The sequence below is a fragment of the Oleiphilus sp. HI0132 genome (assembly GCF_001635845.1).
The window spans coordinates 1-16,313 of sequence record NZ_LWGJ01001427.1 but is presented as its reverse complement, the minus strand read 5'-3'; the positions used below and the strand labels follow the sequence as shown (position 1 = coordinate 16,313).

At 43.8% G+C, this 16,313-nt stretch carries 16 protein-coding genes and 1 pseudogene; 6 read left to right on the top strand and 11 right to left on the bottom strand.

What is annotated here, in order from left to right; genetic code table 11:
* Positions 1–15: 15 nt before the first annotated feature.
* On the bottom strand, positions 16–789 hold the full coding sequence (locus tag A3766_RS21775) for a ferredoxin--NADP reductase (protein WP_068514934.1): 774 nt from the start codon (positions 787–789) through the stop codon (positions 16–18).
* A 121-nt stretch (positions 790–910) separates the two neighbouring features.
* On the opposite strand from A3766_RS21775, the gene A3766_RS21770 reads away from it, so the two are divergent.
* Positions 911–1,813, top strand: coding sequence for a LysR substrate-binding domain-containing protein (locus A3766_RS21770; protein ID WP_068514931.1), 903 nt, complete (start codon positions 911–913; stop codon positions 1,811–1,813).
* Positions 1,814–1,819: 6 nt separating this feature from the next.
* Here A3766_RS21770 and A3766_RS21765 read toward each other — a convergent pair whose 3' ends face one another.
* The 8 genes from A3766_RS21765 to ppc form a co-directional block, all read right to left on the bottom strand.
* Positions 1,820–2,731 carry a lysophospholipid acyltransferase family protein gene (locus A3766_RS21765; protein ID WP_082865487.1) on the bottom strand — a complete coding sequence of 304 codons (912 nt, stop codon included), beginning with the start codon at positions 2,729–2,731 and terminating at the stop codon, positions 1,820–1,822.
* A 61-nt stretch (positions 2,732–2,792) separates the two neighbouring features.
* Entirely contained in the window at positions 2,793–3,638 is an 846-nt protein-coding gene (locus tag A3766_RS21760; RefSeq protein ID WP_068514927.1) for a class I SAM-dependent methyltransferase, read from the bottom strand.
* The gene (locus tag A3766_RS21755) at positions 3,639–3,959 is read right to left on the bottom strand and encodes a hypothetical protein (RefSeq protein ID WP_068514925.1); all 321 of its coding nucleotides are present in this window, start codon (positions 3,957–3,959) and stop codon (positions 3,639–3,641) included.
* A gap of 116 nt (positions 3,960–4,075) precedes the next feature.
* Positions 4,076–4,882, bottom strand: coding sequence for an undecaprenyl-diphosphate phosphatase (locus A3766_RS21750; RefSeq protein WP_068514922.1), 807 nt, complete (start codon positions 4,880–4,882; stop codon positions 4,076–4,078).
* 39 nt (positions 4,883–4,921) lie between these two features.
* Positions 4,922–5,647 carry a tRNA (adenosine(37)-N6)-threonylcarbamoyltransferase complex dimerization subunit type 1 TsaB gene (tsaB, locus tag A3766_RS21745; protein WP_068514919.1) on the bottom strand — a complete coding sequence of 242 codons (726 nt, stop codon included), beginning with the start codon at positions 5,645–5,647 and terminating at the stop codon, positions 4,922–4,924.
* Positions 5,648–5,722: 75 nt separating this feature from the next.
* Complete coding sequence (gene adk / locus A3766_RS21740) at positions 5,723–6,379, bottom strand: adenylate kinase (protein ID WP_068514917.1); 657 nt, start codon at positions 6,377–6,379, stop codon at positions 5,723–5,725.
* 360 nt (positions 6,380–6,739) lie between these two features.
* The gene (locus A3766_RS21735; RefSeq protein WP_068514913.1) at positions 6,740–8,161 is read right to left on the bottom strand and encodes an aminoacyl-tRNA deacylase and HDOD domain-containing protein; all 1,422 of its coding nucleotides are present in this window, start codon (positions 8,159–8,161) and stop codon (positions 6,740–6,742) included.
* A 178-nt stretch (positions 8,162–8,339) separates the two neighbouring features.
* Entirely contained in the window at positions 8,340–11,015 is a 2,676-nt protein-coding gene (gene ppc, locus A3766_RS21730) for a phosphoenolpyruvate carboxylase (protein ID WP_082880345.1), read from the bottom strand.
* A 252-nt stretch (positions 11,016–11,267) separates the two neighbouring features.
* On the opposite strand from ppc, the gene A3766_RS21725 reads away from it, so the two are divergent.
* The 4 genes and pseudogenes from A3766_RS21725 to A3766_RS32195 all read left to right on the top strand — a co-directional run bounded on the left by A3766_RS21725 (position 11,268) and on the right by A3766_RS32195 (position 13,748).
* Positions 11,268–11,615: a type 1 pili tip component gene (locus A3766_RS21725; protein WP_068514910.1), complete on the top strand. Its 348-nt coding sequence runs from the start codon at positions 11,268–11,270 to the stop codon at positions 11,613–11,615.
* 460 nt (positions 11,616–12,075) lie between these two features.
* Complete coding sequence (locus A3766_RS32205) at positions 12,076–12,477, top strand: response regulator (RefSeq protein WP_068514639.1); 402 nt, start codon at positions 12,076–12,078, stop codon at positions 12,475–12,477.
* Positions 12,441–12,893 (top strand): annotated as a pseudogene (locus tag A3766_RS32200) (GGDEF domain-containing protein); the annotation flags it as partial. The gene A3766_RS32205 and the pseudogene A3766_RS32200, both read left to right, overlap by 37 nt.
* 27 nt (positions 12,894–12,920) lie before the next feature.
* Positions 12,921–13,748 (top strand): EAL domain-containing protein, encoded by an 828-nt coding sequence (locus A3766_RS32195; protein ID WP_068633231.1) that lies wholly within the window; start codon positions 12,921–12,923, stop codon positions 13,746–13,748.
* A 282-nt stretch (positions 13,749–14,030) separates the two neighbouring features.
* Here A3766_RS32195 and A3766_RS21715 read toward each other — a convergent pair whose 3' ends face one another.
* Positions 14,031–14,663, bottom strand: a complete 633-nt coding sequence (locus A3766_RS21715) for a hypothetical protein (RefSeq protein ID WP_068514907.1) — start codon at positions 14,661–14,663, stop codon at positions 14,031–14,033.
* Positions 14,664–14,927: 264 nt separating this feature from the next.
* Here A3766_RS21715 and galU point away from each other — a divergent pair, with 264 nt between their 5' ends.
* Positions 14,928–15,764: a UTP--glucose-1-phosphate uridylyltransferase GalU gene (gene galU / locus A3766_RS21710; RefSeq protein ID WP_068514904.1), complete on the top strand. Its 837-nt coding sequence runs from the start codon at positions 14,928–14,930 to the stop codon at positions 15,762–15,764.
* A gap of 90 nt (positions 15,765–15,854) precedes the next feature.
* Here the strand turns inward: galU and A3766_RS21705 are convergent, their stop codons facing one another.
* Positions 15,855–16,271: a transcriptional regulator gene (locus A3766_RS21705; protein ID WP_068514902.1), complete on the bottom strand. Its 417-nt coding sequence runs from the start codon at positions 16,269–16,271 to the stop codon at positions 15,855–15,857.
* Positions 16,272–16,313: the final 42 nt, after the last annotated feature.

Here is a 16,313-nt window from a genome sequence, read left to right as displayed (position 1 = left end):
GAGTATTATTTAGGGCTAACTCTCGACAAAAGCTCTTTCGATTACGTAATGCCCGGCATTCCCCTGACGCGCTTCAACAAAGCCCATATCATCAAGTATACGACAAGTATCTTTAAGCATACTTGGGCTACCACAAATCATAAAACGATCATCATCAAGGTTTAACTCTGGTAGCCCTAAGTCTTTAACAAGCTTGCCACTCTCCAGCGCATCGGTAATTCGACCTTGAGTTTCAAACTCATCACGTGTCACGGTTGGGTAATAAATAAGCTTGTCTTTGATAAACTCACCAAAAAACTCATTTTCCGGAAGCTCCTTTTTGATTTGCTCTTGATAGGCCAGCTCTGAAACAAATCTCGTACCGTGCGTTAGAATTACTTTATCATATAATTCATAGGTTTCCGGATCCTTGATGATACTCATAAAAGGCGCCAAGCCAGTACCGGTACTAATCAAATATAGGTTTCTGCCAGGCAGTAAGTTATCAACAATCAAGGTGCCAGTCGGTTTTTTACTCAACAGTATCTGGTCCCCCACTTCTATTTTCTGAAGCTTAGATGTCAACGGACCATCAGGTACTTTAATACTAAAGAACTCCAGCTCTTCCTCATAATTTGCACTGGCAATACTGTAGGCACGCATCAAGGGCTTACCTTCGTGTTCAAGCCCCATCATAATAAAGTGGCCATTCTTAAAACGAAAAGACGGATCACGACTGGTCGTAAAGCTAAACAATGTTTCATTCCAATGCTTCACACTCGTGACAGTTTCTTTCATAAAGCCAGACATACGATTTCTCCAATTGAATTTAACTTGCCAGAAACAATACGCCCAACTAACATATCTGTAAAACAGGTTTATTATATATCTTTATTCGGTTTTTCCGATTTATTAAACTAAGGCTTTATCATTGAAGTATTCACTCAAGCAAATTGAAGTATTCATTGCGACCGCTAACTTTCAAAATATTACTTTAGCTGCCGAAGCGCTAAATATGTCTCAATCCGCTGCGAGTGAGTCACTCAAGAATCTTGAAAGCCAGTTTGATATAAAACTATTTGATCGGGCTGGTAAACGCTTACAACTCAATGATTTCGGGAGATTAATTCGAAAGCAGGCAGAAACACTGATTGACCAAGCAAAAAGCCTGGAGCTGAGCTTACAGCAGAACCAGCTTAGCGCGGACCTAAATATTGGCGCCACGTTATCTATCGGTAACTACCTGGCTATTCACATTCTTTCAGAGTTCAAAGGTAAATTCCCGACCGCTAAAGCAGCACTAAGCGTTGGCAACACAACTAAAATTACCGAGCAAGTCGCAAACTTTGAGCTCGATGTGGGGCTAATCGAAGGCGAGGTGTCTCATCCCGACTTAAACATTAGGCCTTGGATGGATGATGAGTTAGTGGTCTTCTGCGACCCGAAATCTGAGCTAAGTACGCTTTCATACGTTAGTGACCAACAGCTAAGCAAAGCAAAATGGATTCTGAGAGAGGCAGGTTCAGGAACACGGCAAGCATTCGATAACGCAATGCAGGGAGTGCTTCATGAACTTAATATTGAACTCGAACTTCAACATACCGAAGCCATCAAACGGGCAGTAGAGTCAGGTATGGGGATTGGGTGTTTGTCGAAAGTTACCTTAAACGATGCTTTCAAACGCTCATCGCTAATTGCCTTAAAAACACCACAGAGAGATTTCAAACGAAAATTTTATATCATCACACATAAGGACAAATACCTAAGCCCTGGCATACGAAATTGGCTAGAGCTTTGTTTTGAATACGCAGAACTCCACAATACCTATTCATAGCGGCAACTACTGATAAACTGGCCCTTCTCCATCAGGACGGGTTTTGAAGCGCTTATGCTGCCATAGATATTGTTCAGGATGACGCTTAATTGCTGCCTCTAGCGCCTGATTCCAAAGCTGCGCATCCTTTTGCGGGTCCTCACCAAAACCTTCAAAAACGGGTGAGAAAATGACTTCATATTGACCATTTGGTAGCCTAAACGGTGCGACATGCAAAACAGTCGCTCCCGTTTCACGCGCAATCCAACTTGGTGTAGAGATACAACCCGTACTAACACCAAAGAAAGGAACAAATAGGTCACAGCGTTTACCGAAATCCTGATCAGGAGCATACCAAACCTCACCGCCCCCCTTGATAAACTCGAGCATCTCTTTTAATTGATACTTACTGAAGCTTTGAATATCAAAGTTACGGTTACGCCCACTTTCGATCATCCAGTCTATTACGGGGTCGTTATTTGGGCGATACATATAGCCAGGTCGCTTAAGCTGAGTCCCAACCAAGGGCAAGGTCATATCGATAACACCGAAGTGGCCTCCTATCAACAAAACACCGGTGCCGCGGTTCTGCGCGTCTAATAGGTGCTCTTTACCAATCACCGTCATCGTATCAAGATACGGAGTAACATCTCGCCACCAAAGTTGCAGCATCTCAATCAAGCCTTCAGCAGTAGAAATAAAACTGCCTTCAATTATCTCATTTTGCTTGTCACTGCTAAGCTCGGGGAAACACAGCTCTATATTCTGCCGGGTCACCTTGCCACGGTTTTTCATGCGTCGATAAACGAAACGCCCAAGGCTTTCTGCATACTGATGCTTTTTGTTCATCGGCAGCCAAGCGAGGCAATATAGAATAAAAACGATTAACCAGGATGGCCATAATGTTGGATGCCACAGAGGGCGTGTTTTCTCAGTCATAGCGCTTATTTTATTATTGTCTTTGCCAGAACAAGGAATAAGATTTGGACAAGTATAAGGTTTAGTCGGCCAAATCCTCAATTCTTTTCAAGGTATATACATCATAACGACAACTCTTACCCACTAACTGAAGGGACGGCTTAATTCCTTTTATTGCATCGCCCTTGCGCGGCCGCTTTACCACCACTCGATAACGAGCCTTAGACAATGCCGCCTCTAATAAAGCCTCATCATCCAGATCTTCTCCTACAAGCGTTTGAAACAGCCGCATTTCCTTTTTGACTAAAGACGACTTTTCTCGATGCGGATACATTGGGTCCAAGTAAATGACATCAGCAAGCTTCTCTGGTTGAGAGTTCATCCAAGTCGTCGCGTCAGATTCCACTAAGGACATTCGTTCAATGATCGACTTTATCTCTTCCGTTTCTTCAAAACGCTGAGCAGTTTCATGACCCGCCTCTGCCAAAGCAGCGCGCAATAACTCGGCAATAAGTGGTGAGCGCTCTAGCATGGTCACCTGACAGCCCAATGACGCTAAAACAAATGCGTCTCTACCCAGCCCTGCTGTTGCATCGAGTACCTTAGGCGTAACACCTTTATTTAGCCCTACGGCCTTGGCAATCATCTGCCCCCTGCCACCACCAAACTTAAGTCTATGCCCTGTTTTTCCACCAAAAAAGGAAGCACTAACCGGCCCCGGAGCACCTTTACCAAGTTGCAGAATCGAGACTGTTCCGTCGCAATAGTAAAGCATATAAGAAAAAGCCTGAACAGGCTCGGGAAGATTGCGTTTAGGCTCTATAGGAGCCCCTGACAGGAATGGTAGTTGGTGACGGCTTGCAAACGCAGCAGCTAAGGTACTTTCTTCTTCACTGCAAGCGTAAACACATAAATCAGATAAATTCATTCAGACAAATAAGTCGAGACCAACCAACTCACCTTCTTCATAGGCTCGCCCCGCCTCTTCAGTTTGCTGATATGTAGAAAGCGCTTGCTGCGCTTTAAGAGGAGCAGAGTCCAGAGCATCAAGGCGTTGAACGCGACTCTGTTGTAATTCATTGCTTTTGCGCTCTAAATCTTCAGGGGCAGCAATTCGGCGAGGGACATCAACTCTAGCCTCATTACTTCGGCTATCAGCATTATCCTGAGGGTTAGGTCTTTCTTGAGAGGGTTTCTTTAAACCTTCAGGTATGACCGGCGCAGCAATTAACGAATTTGATAACTCCATACTGCCCTCCTGTTTAATTAGTCATACTGAAGTTTTATTTAGGGCCTCTCATAATAATACTTCTAAGTAGCTATTAAGGTCGACCCATCCAAAATAAGACGTATATTGTTTCTATTTTAGCCAGAAAAAGCCATTAAGGCTAGTAATACTAAACCGAGCAGTAAACGGTAAATAACAAACGGTGTAAAACCTATGCGCTCTAGAAACTGTAAAAACAAATGAATACAGGCATAAGCGCTCACAAAAGCAACACCAGTCCCAAGCGCCACCAAGAACCAGTCGTCATTCGTTCCCGTTTCTAGCAACTCTTTTGTTTTAAGCAGGCCTGCTGCCGTGATGAGAGGAATAGAAAGCAGAAATGAGTACCTAGCCGCAGCATCACGACTGAAACCAATTAACAAGGCCGCTGTCATAGTGATGCCTGAACGGGATGTTCCCGGAATCAAGGCTAACGCCTGGCTAAAACCTATGACTAAGGCCGCTTTAACGTCTATATCTTTAAGGCTAAGCTTACGAGAACCAAAGTGATCAGAAGCGTATAAAGCAAGCCCAAATATTATTGTTGTCGTCGCGATCACGGCAGTGGAACGCAAGTTTTCACTTATAAAGTCATTAAGAAGGAAACCAGCCAAACCTGCGGGTATCGTTGCCAGAATAATCAACCAGGCCAAGCGACCATCATTAGACTGCTCTTTAAACGACACGCTCTTGAACCATGCGCCACTCAGTTGAATCACTTCTCTACGAAAATAAATGACTATCGCCATCAAGGTGCCAACGTGAACCGCTACATCAAAAGCCAAGCCTTGATCTTCCCAGCCCAAAACTTGTGAAGGCAAAATCAGGTGAGCGGAGCTCGATATGGGTAGAAACTCCGTCAAGCCCTGAACAAGTGCCAATATAACTGCTTCAAACCAAGTCATTTTTAATCCTTAACTATCAATCCATATAGCGAGTAGCACTTAGGCTCTACCCGGCAGTTTTTTCCATGTAACCGTATTTCTGACATAGGATGGCATCGCGTCTTCTAGTAGCCCTGCTACACCTTTAAAATGCGCATAACGAGCCAGCTGACAAATAGCATGAGCCTCTGGTCTCATCTCAGCATCAAAACTATCCAAATGCCCTTTTACATCCGAAGGGAAACGTTCAGAGTAGTCAAAGCCACTACCGACACCAATAATAGGCCCATCCGTGATCGCGTCAGGCAAGCTCACTAATTCAGGTTTAGTCACATTTTCAATACCCAAAGTCTCCACCCGATAATAAGGATCCTCGTTCCCGTTGCTCTGTTTCTCCACTTTGCAGCAAGCCCAATACACCTCATCCATACGTGCATCAATTGCTACAAGCACTTGAGAAATACCGTACTTCAAATAGCTTTGTAGGGCTAGAGCTTGGATATTAGATATGGCATAGATATGACAGTCACTTCCGTAGGCCAAGCCTTGCGCGATACCAGTCGCGATACGAATACCCGTGAACGAACCTGGCCCACAACCAAAAGCAAGCGCATCCAGATTTTTAGCTTTTAACTTACCGTGGCCCAAACAGTCTTTCACCATAGGTAAAATTAACTGAGTATGACTTCGAGGGGCTTTTTCGCACACCTGATACATTGTTTGCTCACTCCACAATGCTGCAGAGCAATTATCAGAAGAAGTATCTAAAGCAAGAATTTTTGGCATAAAGAGGGTCGTAAATAACAACAGGCCCCTTAAAAAAGAGGCCCGTTTCAGTGAACAATGAAGGAAGTGTCTATCTTATGCGTCTAAACCATCAACAATTTGCTGTTTGATCTGAGCCATATCACCAACACCATCAACCTTCACATATTTTGGTGATTCATCTGCGCCGGTATCAGCCCAAGACGAATAATACTCAACAAGAGGAGCCGTTTGCGAATGATATACACCTAAGCGCTTACGAACGGTTTCTTCCTGATCGTCTTCACGCTGAACCAAGGCATCGCCAGTTTCATCATCTTTACCCGCTACCTTCGGTGGATTGTAATCAACATGATATACGCGACCACTTGCTTCATGCACGCGACGACCACTTAGACGGCTAACAATTTCTTCGTCAGGCACGTCAATTTCAACAACCGCATCAATCATGATTTTTTGCTTTTTAAGCGCTTCAGCTTGCGGAATCGTACGAGGAAAACCATCAAATAAGAAACCGTTCTCACAGTCATCCTGTTGAATGCGCTCTTCAATCAATTCAATGATTGTTTCATCAGAAACCAGGCCGCCAGATGCCATGACTTCTTTAACCTTCAAACCTAGTGGTGAGCCCGCCTTTACAGCCGCACGCAACATATCCCCGGTAGAGATTTGCGGAATACCATATTTCTCAGTCATAAACTGAGCTTGTGTACCCTTGCCTGCACCTGGTGCGCCTAACAAAATTAATTTCATATACGGATTGCTCCCAATATTCTAAAGCTAATGATAAAAATTGAATCTATTTCTAACGACAGCCTACTAGCGCCACACAATAAAAACTCAAGCATGTATAGGGGTATTAAGTAATTCGCTCAAGTATAGCGAGCTGTCGCTAATCTATTCTTTTATGTTTCGAGCTACAGAACCCTTCAACAAGGCTCTCATACTGACTGCAAGCTCGACACACATATGTAATTCGAAACGCCGCATTATACGTACTTGATGGACACAGTGGAAGCCTGAACCTAGATATGCTCAATTGAGCCGAATAGATAGGGTAAAACACCCTATAGAATAACACCTAGTAGGTATAATAATGACTTAATCTTATAATTATGCCGCCATCTGACGAATCATCTCATCCAGGCTTTGGCACTGTTCGAGTAAAGAATCCAATAAAGCCATCCCTTGCTCTTCCTGTATACCCAAACCTTGCATTAATTTCTCACAATCATGCAAAGCGGGCTCATCACCAATCCCTTTCGCTGCCAATAGCGCATTAGCCAACTGCACTAATTCTACATACTTTTGGTGCTTACCTTGATAGTCTTTTTTCTGGTGCATACCGGCTACCGTAATACTTGATTCCGGCATTCCCCATAGTTTTAGTAACACTGCACCAATAGAGGCATGCCCTAAAGCAATAAACTCTTGCGCGCCCCCCATTCCAAAGACCTGCTGTTCGATTTCAGCCATGCTCAACTCCGGCTCAGCCTCTCTAAGCTTATTGAGCATTTGGAACTCTGGCGGAAAAAGATGACCAACTAATAAAATACCAAAATTGTGAAGCAAACCGGCAAGATAAGCATCGCGCTCGTTCAGCTCTATATCAGGATCGGCCAATAAAGCTAAGGCTTGAGCCAACACAGCACTATAAAGTGAATGCTGCCAAAATGATTTTAAACCCAAGGGCCCTGCCGCAGGTATATTGAAAGCTTTTCCTGCCGCTAAACCCATCGATAGCTGAGATACACGATCAAAACCTAGCACGATATTCACAGCATCTTTTACACACGTTAATTCGCCTCGATAAGAAAACAACGCTGACCGGGCATAACGCATCACCTGTGAGGCTAGACTCGGATCTCGCTCTATCACCTCAGCCAATTGAAATACATCAGCATCGGGGTCGCTGGTCAGGTGCATGATTCGTATAGCAGTTTCTGGCATTGGTGGTAACTTATATAAACGACTTAACTTCTTCGCAATGCCATCTAGGGTCAAGCCCGCATTATGAGGCAAATTTGAAACCTTCTGCCCCGATCCTGACTTAGGCTCCTCACCCGCAAGCCAAATAGAAACTTTTGCCTTAATCGCGCCATTCATTGCCATACGAAAAGACGGTCCGGGAATCTTTAATAAGGTGCTTGAGCAACCACTAGCAGAGAATACAAACTCCAGTTCCAGTAAACTGGTATCTAGAATAATCGGCAAACCATAGGCAGTTGCGAGAATCGGGTACATCCCGGTTTCACAATCCTTAAATAGCTTTCGTGAGTTTTCATCACTTAAAATTTGAAAAGATCTACCCAATGAGTCATTAATTAATTCAATATCCAATTTTGTGCCAAAGGGGATCACCGCAACCGCCGGGCCTTCCTCATCGAGTAAAGTAACAGGTACTGCACTCATTTCCGGAATCGCCTGTGCCTGCTCCAGGGCTTGTGCAAAACTTAAACTGCGAGCGTGATGAATCTGCTGACAGATCAATCCCTTGTGATTGATAAACTGGTTTAGTCTGGAAGCTATGGGCACAATGATTTACCTAAGTATTAATTGATAAACGGAGCAAGAACTTTTGGTGGCGCCGTGACGGAATACTTACCGAGTGTAGAGCTATCCGCAAAAATAACTCTACACCACTTCACACGCTTACGTTTTTAAGAACTTCGTTGCAAACGCTTACGCAGTCGATTCAAACACAAGAGCTGAACTAGCCCGTATTTCGAATTCCAGCAGCGATACCGGCCATCGTTACTTTTAAAGCTGTTTCAACTAAATCACGCTCTTGCTTACCTTCAGAGCTTCGCTCGGCTAAACGGTCACGCCTCAACAGCTCCGCCTGCAAATAATGTAACGGATCAGTATAAGGGTTCCTAACATTTAAAGAACCTTGTAGCTGGGGATGATTTTCCTGAAGCGCCCCTTGCTTTTTAACTTTATTAACCAGCTTAACTACATCCAAAAAGCGATGGCGAAGCGAACGCCCTAAAGGCTTCAAGTCATCAGATACCAGCAGCTGGTCATAGTAACGCGCGATCCGCGGATCACCTTTGGCAACAACCATTTCTAACATATCAATATGAGTATTAAAGAAGGGCCACTGGATAAACATTTCATCTAGGGTCTCTGCCTTATCAGACTCTAGAACGCTCGCCAAGGCCTCATCGCTACCCAACCATGCCGGCAGCATAAGCCGTATCTGCGTCCAGGCAAAAATCCACGGTATTGCTCTTAAACTTTCAACACCACCGGTCGCTTTTCGCCTTGCAGGCCGACTACCTAAAGCTAGCTTGCCCAATTCTTGCTCAGGGGTCACCGAGCGGAAATAAGAAACAAACTCAGGATGCTCTCTTACTATCTGGCGATAGGAAGCCAGGGCAACGCCAGTCATCTTATTCATCAGCTCTCGCCACTCTTGCTTAGGCTTTGGAGGCGGCAACAAGCTAGCTTCAACAACTGCATTCAGGTATAGCTTTAAACTCTGTTTGGCAACACTTGGAATCCCGAACTTAAAGCGAATCATTTCGCCTTGCTCCGTGATACGGAAAGAGCCAGCTACCGAACCAGGAGGTTGAGAAAGAATCGCCCTATTCGCTGGGCCACCACCGCGACCAACCGTGCCGCCGCGACCGTGAAACAAAGTCAGCTTAACACCATGTTTTTGTGCAACCTCAACCAGACTTTCCTGCCCCTGATATTGAGCCCAAGCGGCTGTCATCTGACCTGCATCCTTAGCAGAATCAGAGTAGCCAATCATTACCTCTTGATGCCCTTTACAGTACTCCTGATACCAAGGTACTGATAATAAGCTATCAATAGCCTCCTTCGCCCCGGACAAATCGTCGAGGGTCTCAAATAAAGGCACAACGCGCATAGGGAACTGAATGCCCGACTCCCGTAAAAGTAGGATGACAGTCAATACATCGGAAGGTGTGCTGGCCATGGAAATAACGTATGAACCCAACGCTGACTCAGGCTGAGAAGCAACCACGTCACACGTAGCCAACACTTCTCGCACATTATCACTGGCGGGCCAGGAACGAGGTAAAAGCGGCCGATTACTGGACAGTTCTTTAATAAGAAAGGACTGTTTCTCCTGCTCGCTCCATTGCGCAAAATCCCCCATACCCAAGTGCTGGGTAAGTTCGGACATCACTTCGAGATGACGCTCGGAATCCTGACGAATATCCAGCTTTACTAATTCCAGACCGAAACACTGTACTCGCCTAATGGTATCGAGCAACAGGCCATTTGCCACGGAATCAAGACCCGTTTCTTTCAAAGAATTGAAGCACATCAATAAAGGTTGCATCAATTCAGAATTTTCCCTGAGTATATCTAATTGCTCTACATCTTCACCGCTTGCCTTTCGCGCCGCCCATTCCCTAGTGTTTTGCAGTCGACGACGCAGGTCAGCCAGTATCACGCGGTAGGGTTCATTCTGATTTCGCTCCTGCCCTTGCAATATTCGATCAGCCTCTTGCCTCAATTCCAGAGAACAGTTCCACATTGACAACTCATTCAGCAAGTCACGAATATCTCTCAAATACAAATCTGCTGCCATCCAACGGCTCAGACTCAGGACCTCTTGCGTCAACTCTGCCGTAACGTTTGGGTTACCATCGCGATCCCCCCCCATCCACGAAGCAAAGCGAATGGGTGAAAACTGTGGGGGTAGTTGAATACCAAATTTATCGCTAACCGCTGCATCAAACTCACGTAAGAACTCGGGTAAGGCGGTCCATAAACTGTTCTCTATTACTGCAAAGCCCCACTTTGCTTCGTCGACGGCCGAAGGCCTGACCTGACGAATCTCGTCTGAATGCCACGCTTCACAAACCAAGCGATTCAAACGTTCACAAATACGCTTCTGCTCTAAATCATTAAGATCGGAACGATCCAGCTCAGATAAGCACTCAGTAATGGCTTCATACTTAAGTATCAAGGTTCTACGTGTAACCTCAGTGGGGTGAGCCGTCAATACGAACTCTATATTCATATCTTCAAGCAAGCTTGCCAAGTCTTCTTCTTTGGTACCTGAGGCCTTCAAACGGTCCAGCAGTTGGTCAAAGGTTTCCAAACCGTCTTCTCTATCGGTGCGATTCCGTCTTACCCCATGATACTGCTCAGCAATATTTGCCAGGTTAAGAAACTGGTTAAACGCTCGAGCAACAAATAACATCTCATCGTCCCCCAGGTCCTGAAGCAAACGAACAAGTTCTGGATGCGCATCCCCCGCATCAGCTTCACGATCCTGCTTTGCCGCAGCCCTAATGGCTTCCAACTTCGCCACAAACTCCGAACCAAGGTGTTCTTCAATATTCTGCCCTAACAACTCACCAAGCAAACGGACATTTTCTCGTAAAGAAGGGTGTAATTCTGACATATACCTTTTCCAAATGTGTTTGATTATCAAGGCTAGCAAGCAAGCTGATCACAAGCTCGTGACTACAAGCCAATCCTTATTTGCGCAAAATAGTAAAAACTAGATATATAAATATGGAGCACAATCCACAACAAGTAAACCATTAACAAAAGCACACACTTTTAAGTGTCTACTTTTTGAACAAACAACCTACACTTATTCTTGTAGTTAAGCGTAAAAAATGAACAACCCGACCACACAAGGATTCAAGCTATGAAAATAAAAGCCTTAGCAGAATGCTGGGAACAACAAGCCAAAGCAACATTTACTTCTGAAGACTACACATTCCGACTCCCCTTAGAAGATGCAGCGAAAATTAACGCACTAGCAGAAATGTACCCCAAAAGAACAAAAAGTGAGATCCTTGGAGAGCTGCTATCGGCTGCTCTTGATGAACTTGAAACCAGTTTCCCTTATATCGCGGGTAAAAAAGTCATATCGAAAGATGAAATGGGCGATCCAATGTATGAGGATGTAGGCCCGACCCCGAAATTTATGGAATTGAGCAAGAAATACCGCTCAACCTTGAAACAGCAAGGCAAGAAAGCCGCAAATGGTTAGCTCTTTGGCACCCTCCCGCTACAACAAGGAATATACTGGAACAGCTACTGCTAGCGAATGTTTGGGAACATTCGTCAAGCAACTCACTTCCTGATCTTCGTCACTTCCGGCGTTTATTTTTAACGCCTATCTTCGTCACTTCCGGCGTTTATTTTTAACGCCTATCTTCATTCGCATCCTGGGCAAATATCTGTTATCTCAAACAGGAAAACTGCTTAGGATCGCCAGTCATAACCAAAAGATCTAAGCACTCACCTGCATAACATTGATAAAAGCAAACACTATTCTAGACTTATACTGTTATACAGATTTTAAAAACACTAAGTATTGCTAGTTTTCTTAGCTAATTTTGTTTTAATTTCAAAGCATTACTAAGTTTCTTCGTAGTGGCTTAGCGACCAATGAAGATGATAAGTAAATATACTCTTCCGTAAACCGACACATAATAATTAAGATTCATATGTATAATATATTAATCGTTGATGACTGTGAAAACGATACCATATTGCTGTTACGTGAACTAAAAAAAGGCGGCTTAGATATTCACTCAACAAGAGTTGAAACTGATCGAAGCCTTAGAAGCGCGCTTGAAGAGTCCGACTGGGATCTTGTTATCTCAGATCACAGCATCCCCGGATATTCCTCCCAAGAAGCTTTAGAAACCATCCGTGATCGCGATGCGAATTTGCCAGTTATTATTGTGTCAGGGGAGATCCCCGAACGAGAAGCCATTAAGCTAATGAAAGCCGGGGCTCAAGACTACGTAATGAAAGAAAATCTCGCTCGACTGATTCCAGCCATCGAGAGAGAAATAAGAGAGAGCGAATCCCGTCAAGCAAAAAACTCGCAGAACAGAATCTAGAACATTTAGCCGTACATGACCACCTAACAGGGCTAGGCAATCGCGAGTACTTCGAAGGTCAAATATCTAAAGCACTTCAACTTTCAGCATCGGATGATGCAGAATATGCCTTGATGTCACTGGATTTGGACCAATTTAAGATCATTAACGATACTTGCGGCCACGTTGCAGGCGATGATCTACTCAAGCAAGTATCACTTGTTTTACTCCGCCAAACTAAAGACAAGGATACCTTGGCACGTCTTGGTGCCGATGAATTTGGCATACTCACCTACAACAAAGATAAGCGTCAAGCTATTTAGATTGCGAAAACCATACAGACCGCAATAAAAGACCTAAACTTCACCTGGCATGGAAAAAGTTTCACGACCAGCATTAGTATCGGCATTGTTTCAATTAATAATAAAACCTCTTCGGTCCAGTCCGTTCTGAGCTGTGCTGACATGGCCTGCAATGTCGCCAAAGAAAAAGGTCATGACGGCCTTAAATGGTACAGTGAAGATGACCCAGAGCACTTACAACGGCGAAGTGAAATGCAATGGGTCAGCCGCATTAAACGAGCGATAGCTGATGATTTGTTTATACTCCACTTCCAGAGCATGAAAGGCCTCCAAAAACACTGTAGTGGCGGTGCACACGGCGAGTTTCTGGTTCGACTTAATGATGACTCAGAACTGATTTACCCCGGCTCCTTTATTCCCGCAGCCGAGCGCTACAAACTTATGCCACGTTTACATAGATGGGTGGTAAAAAATGCGTTTAAGTACTTGGCTGAATCAGGTTTAGGGTATCAGGATCAAGGAACATTTTTCATCAACTTGTCAGGTAATTCACTTAGTGACGCCTCTTTCTTTGAAGATATTCGGCATTTACTAAAAGAGTTTGAGTTCATTCCTGAACGTATTTGCTTCGAGATTACCGAAACCAGTGCTATCGACAACCTTAAGGATGCCGTAGAGTTTATTTCCGAGATCAGAGAAGAAGGTTTTAAATTTGCACTCGATGACTTTGGTGCTGGGATGAGCTCCTTTTCTTATCTTAAGAAGATTCCAGTAGATTATCTGAAAATTGATGGCAGCTTTGTCTTGAACTTGTTACACGATCCGATTGATCGTGGAATTGTTGAAGCTTGCAATGGTATTAGCCATGCAGCGGGCTTGCAGACCATTGCGGAATTTGTAGAAAACCAGGAAACCGCCGACGCACTAAAAGAAATTGGTGTAGACTTCGCTCAAGGCTTTGGTATCGAAAGGCCTGGCCCACTTCAATAACGTACTATTTGCTCCCAATGTAAGATATTTCCTACATGCTTTTGCATTATCACCTACATACTGAAGGCAAGAACATGCGTAATATTCATTTCCATCAGGACGACGCTGATTGTCAGGACGATGACAGCAACATATGGATATGGACAAGGAAGTAAACAAGGAAGGCTGGTTACCTAAGGAATGGTAAGGGAAGCACCTATTCAAAATGCCGCATTTTTATGCGGCATTTTTCGTTTAAGACCCGAAATTAAGCACTAAGACACTCAAACACCGCATAAATTCTTACAAGCCAAACTTATGTTTTAAGATCTCCAGCCCTTCGTCACTATAGGCCGCATCAATGGATTTGAGGTTTTCTGAGGTTATCAAGGTCTCATAGGCATGGATAATATCGTAAATCCACTTCCCGGGAATGAAGCGGGTAATTTGCTGCTCTGTTATGGTTTCTTGCTCGCCTTCTAAATCCAAATGTAGCGTAAGAACCTCTTCTCCAGAAGACAATAAAAGCGATAAGTTTGAGCTTTTGAAAGTTTCCCCATAAAAGCTTATGCAAGCACCCGCCCTATCCGCAAACTGAAGCGTGTAGGTATTATCATTTAGCGTAAATTGGATTTTTTTCTCATCACCTTCGTGAATAACTACCGTAGAGCTTATTTCACAGTGGACCAAGCTCTCACTATCTTTTATTTTTAGTGTGGGCTGTGAAGACATGGACTTATACAAATGAATAATTCGCTTATCCAACATTAGCACTTTTGCTAACTTACGACGCTCCTTTATAGCAGAAAAAACCTGGGAGTTATTCAGCTGTGCTTGCCGCTCTATTCTCTGCAAAGCGCGGTTAATTGTTGACTGCAAATGGTCAAAGGCGGAACGAACAGATAACAAAGTTAGTTCATCATAATTCTGGCTCATATCCTGTGCCTATCCTGCATCAATATTTTTAGACTTATTAATCATCGTCTTCACAATATAGCAGTAAAGACCAAGAGGCGCTAAAGTGAAGTATATGGAAACAATATTTATGCCAAACTTTATTTTTACAACTCGATACTTCCGCTATAATTGTCATAAAGCTTTAAGATCAATAATATAGACTTAAGCTTCTAACAGATATATGAACTTATTGTTGGCGTGCGTTGAAGACATCGGCCAATAGTTACCATTATGGACAATACTATGATCAAAAACTGCCTATTCCCAGTTGCAGGCTACGGAACCCGTTTCTTACCCGCAACAAAAGCAATGCCTAAAGAAATGCTACCCCTCGTAAATAAACCCCTTGTGCAATATGGCGTTGAGGAAGCGCACCAGGCAGGCATGAACCGAATGGGTTTTGTCACAGGTAGAGGCAAACGAGCCATTGCAGATCACTTTGATATTAGCTACGAACTAGAAAATGAAATTAAAGGTTCAGGAAAAGAGGCTCAGCTCGATTCCATTCGGAATTTAATGGAAAATAACACCTTTTCATTTACACCACAGCATCAAATGAAAGGTCTTGGCCACGCAATCTATAGCGGTCGAGGTTTGGTTGGCGATGATGCTTTTGCAGTTGTTTTGGCAGATGACTTTTGTACGGCAGATGAAAACGGCGACGGCGTGCTTAAGCAAATGGCAGAGTTATATAATCAGTTCCGCTGCAGTATCGTAGCGATCCAGGAAGTTCCTGCTGACCAAACGCATAAATATGGTGTTATTGCAGGCGAATGCATGAAGGATGGCCTATACCGTATCACTGAAATGGTTGAAAAGCCGGCTCCGGAAGATGCTCCTTCAAATCTAGCAATTATCGGTCGTTATATTCTGACACCGGACATCTTCGATATCATCAAAGCAACACCGCCCGGAAAAGGTGGAGAAGTTCAAATAACCGACGCCCTGCTCACTCAAGCGAAAAAAGGTTGCGTGCTAGCCTATAAGTTTAAAGGTCAGCGTTTTGACTGTGGTAGTGTCGATGGTTTTATTCAAGCGACTAACTATGTCTATGAAAACGTATACAAAGCAGAATCGTAGTCGATACAAATAAATGAGTTTGCTGCGCCTTAGCGCGGCAAACTTCCTGCTCCATCAAAAAAGAACAAAGCAATTAAAGACCTAATAGCCTTAGTTTGCAATTAGTTGAAGTATCAGCTCTTTACTTTGCGCATCGCTTTTACGGTAACGCCGAAGTAACTCACGCTCATCATCAGTTGGTATTAACTTTTCAATCTGTCGTCCCAACTCAACTAATGAGTCCCCCAAATCCTCCGCATCACTGTCATTGATACCAGGCAAATCCAATTGGTGGCCGGTTTCAATATTAGGCACATCAACAAAACTTTCTAAAGGCATGGCTGTCTTAAAACACAAATCAAGAAGGTTATCCAAACTAGGATAACAGCGTGTTTCACTACTTTCGGCTTCCCACGACTCAACGACCATAGGGTCAACTAAACAATACTCCGCAACATCAATATACGAAAGTTTCTTCGACTGCCGGACTTTTTTAAGTTGATGATTAAATTGCTTTAGATACTTCATAAGAATTCAGCACTGAAAATAGGTAATAATCAATATAGCATT